Source organism: Nitrosovibrio sp. Nv17 (genome assembly GCF_900119085.1).
Taxonomy (GTDB): Bacteria; Pseudomonadota; Gammaproteobacteria; order Burkholderiales; family Nitrosomonadaceae; genus Nitrosospira.
The window spans coordinates 1-3,586 of the sequence record NZ_FPIQ01000043.1 but is presented as its reverse complement, the minus strand read 5'-3'; the positions used below and the strand labels follow the sequence as shown (position 1 = coordinate 3,586).

The following is a 3,586-nucleotide window of genomic DNA, read 5'->3' as shown; positions in this document are numbered from 1 at the left end:
CCAGCCTCCATAAAAACCATAACCGCCCCTGAGCGTAGGATAGCCCTTCCACTCCCCCTCCTCCCCCGCGCCTCAGAATCGGAAGATGCGCCGGGGGCGACACCGGCTGCAAGGCCGACTGCGCGACGATCTGCTCGCCCAGGGCCATCACCGTCTGGCACTCCATCAGCTGCCTGGGCGTGGCCTTCCACCCCGCGCGGCGCAGCCGCGCCACGATCCGCAGGCTCAGGATGGAGTCGCCCCCCAGTTCGAAGAAGTTGTCCTGGCGCCCCACCCGCTCGATCTCCAATACCTCCGCCCAGATTTGCGCGACCTTTTCCTCGACCTCCCCCCGAGGCGCCTCGTACGCGCCCGTACCCGTCCACGCCGGATCCGGCAGCCGTTCGTGATCCACTTTTCCATTGGCCGTCAGCGGGAGCCGCTCCAGCACCATCACCGCAGCCGGTACCATGTAGTCCGGCAGCGCCTCCGCCAGCCGCGCCCTCAATGTCGAAGCGTCCAGCTCCCGGCCGGCATCGGCCGACACGTATCCGACCAGCCTCGCCCCGCCCGCTCCGACCTGCGCCACCACGACCGCCTCGCGCACGCCCGCCTGGCGCAGCAATTGCGCCTCGACCTCACCCAGTTCGACACGGTATCCCCTGATCTTGATCTGGTCATCCATGCGACCGAGGAACTCCAGGCTGCCGTCGGTCCGCATGCGGGCGCGATCGCCCGAGCGGTAGAGCCGGGAACCGCCGGAACCGCCCCCGAACGGATCGGGGATGAAGCGCTGGGCGGTCAGCGCCGGCTGCGCCAGGTAGCCGTGCGCCAGGCCCGGCCCGCCCAGATAGAGTTCGCCTGCGACCCCGGGCGCCACCGGATTGAGATCGGTGTCCAGCACGAATGCGCGGGCATTGCACAGCGGGCGGCCGATGGGGAGCGCGGCCCCGCCCGCGGCCATGGCATCCGCCGCCTGCGCCAGGATCCCCACCGTGGTTTCCGTGGGCCCGTAGTGGTTCACGATGCGGCAGGCCGGCTTCAATACCCGAATCCGCTCGACCAGGGCATGTCCCGGCGACTCCCCGCCGACGATCAGCGTGTGCGCCGGCAGCACGTCCGCCGCCCGGCCGGCCTGCAGCAGGGCCTGGAGATGGCTCGGCACGATCTTGAGCACGTCCACGCGATGGCGGCTCATGTAGTCCGCGAAGCCATCCGGATCGAACGCCCGTTCCGGAGCCACCAGATGCAGCAGGCGCCCCGAACACAAGGCGCCGAACAACACGGTATTCCCCAGATCCGCGGCCGTGGTGGAGACCATCGCCATGCTCTCCACGTCGTCCGGCAATTGCAGGCGCGCCAGGATGCCGTACACGTAGTTCGCCAGGGCGCCATGACTGACCATGACGCCCTTGGGCGCGCCGGTGGAACCCGAGGTGTAGATGACGTAGGCGGTCTGATCCGGATGCGGCCGCACCGCGACCGCCTTCGCAACTGGCTGCATGCCGCCGTGGCCGTGGAATTCGATCGCGACCACGGGCAGCGCGTACGCCCCGTCCGGCACACCCGAGGCCAGCAGGAGCCGCGCACCGCTGTCCTCGAGCTGGTAGGCGATCCGGTCGCGCGGAAGCTGGGGATCGATCGGGATATAGGCGCCGCCCGCCTTGAGCACCGCCAGCAGGCCCAGCACGAACTCCGGCGTGCGCGACGCCAGGACAGCCACCCGCACTTCGGGGCCTACCCCGCGTTCCTGCAGCACCCGCGCCAGCCGCTCCGCCGCGTCGTCCAGTTCCGCATAGCCGTAGACCCGGTCCTCGTGGCGCAGCGCGGGCGCCTTCCCCCTGCGGCCCACGCACGCCGACCAGAGCGCCGGCACCAGCCGGGCGCGGGTGTCGGCCGGCTCGCCCTGCAGGCAGGCCAGGGGCGGCGGCAGCGTGAAATCCGCGAGCCGCCGGCGGGGAGAGCGGGCGGCCTGCTCCGCCAGCGAAACCAGGGCTGCCGCGAAACGCCGGATCGCCGCCTCGTCGAACAGCCCGCGGGAATGGACGAGCTCGATCCCGATCGCGTCGGCCCGGTCGGTGAAGTCGACGCTCAGGTCGAAGTGGACCTGCGTACCCGGCATCTCTTCGAGCCGGATCTCGAGCCCGGCTGCATTCCACGTCACCGGCAGCTCGGCCTGCTCGGTGCACTTGACCTGGAACAGCGGATGCACGCCCGCCTGGCGTACCGGCTGCAGCGCCTCGACCAGGAGGTCGAAGGGCAGGTCCTGGTGGGCGTACGCCTCCAGCGTCGTTTCCCGCACTTCCGCCAGCAGATGGGTGAAATCCCGGCGGGCATCGATGCGCGTATGCAGCACCTGCAGGTTCGTCAGGTAACCCACCAGCCCCTGCGTCTCCATCCGCTGGCGATTGGCGATGGGGGAGCCGATCCGTATCTCGGACTGGCCGCTGAAGCGGTAGAGCGTCAGCTTGAGAAGGGCCAGCATCGCCATGTACAGCGACGCCCCATGCTGCTTGGCGACGGCGCGCAGCGCGGTGCTGGTCGCTGGCGGCAGGTCGACCGCGTGCGTCCCGGCGACGGCGGATGCCGACCTGCCGCCCGTCGCCGGCAGCGTGACGACGGCATGCTCCGTCCCCAGGCGCCCCCGCCAGTACTTGAGCTGCCGCTCCAGCTCCCCGGCTTCCAACCAGTTGCGCTGCCAGACGGCGTAGTCGATGAACTGTATGGGCAGATCGGGAAGCTGCACGGAGCGACCCTCCGCATGCCCTGCGTACAGCAGGATCAGCTCGTCGACGAGAATCCTGAGCGACCAGCCGTCGGCCGCGATATGGTGCACCGCCAGCACCAGGCTGTACGCATCATCCGCCAGCCGGATCAGGGCTGCGCGGAAAGGCGGCTCCCGCTCCAGCCCGAACGGCTGCCGTGCCAGTGCCGCCGCCAACTCATCCCGCTGCCGCGCGCGCAGAGCATCGGGCTGCGGCCGCAGGTCGTGCGCGGACAGGACCATGGACGGGGCGGGAAGCACGACCTGCTCCGGCTCGTCCGTGCCGTCGGCCCTGAAGACGGTGCGCAGCGACGCATGCCTGCGCACCAGATCATCCAGGCTCCGCCGCAGCGCATCCTCGTCCAGATTCCCGGAAAAATGGAGCATCCCGGCGATGTTGTAGGCGGCGCTCTCCGGATCGAGGCGCCACGTCAGCCACAGGCTGCGCTGCGAATAGGACAGGGCGAGCCTGCCCGTGACCTCGGCCGGCACGATGGGCAGCTCGGAGAAGCTCAGCCCCTTGTCGCGAAGCCTGTCCAGGAAGCCGCGCCGCGCTTCCGGACTCAGGGCGGCAAAGCGCAGCGCGATCTGTCGTCCATCCATCGCCATTCAGACCTCGAACTCGTCCATCAGACGATCCATCTCGGCCAGCCGCTGTTCCCTGTGCTGCAGCGCCGGAGGATTCCCGGCGGCGATCGCCGACGCCAGCGCCTGCAGCGTGTGATGATCGAAGAAGTGCCGCACCGGCAGATCGTAGCCATGCTGCTGCGCCAGCAGCGCCGTGATCCGCATCGCCAGGATGGAGTCGCCCCCCAGTTCGAAGAAGTTGTCCTGGCGCCCCAC

The 3,586-nt window shown here is 69.7% G+C and carries 2 protein-coding genes; both read right to left on the bottom strand.

Annotated elements, in window-relative coordinates:
- Window positions 1-3,346: non-ribosomal peptide synthetase (locus BT108_RS13165; RefSeq protein ID WP_177257328.1), on the bottom strand; the 3,346-nt coding region annotated here is incomplete at its 3' end.
- Between the two features lie 6 nt (window positions 3,347-3,352).
- The coding region (locus tag BT108_RS13160) for a phosphopantetheine-binding protein (RefSeq protein WP_177257327.1) at window positions 3,353-3,586 on the bottom strand (234 nt) is incomplete at its 5' end.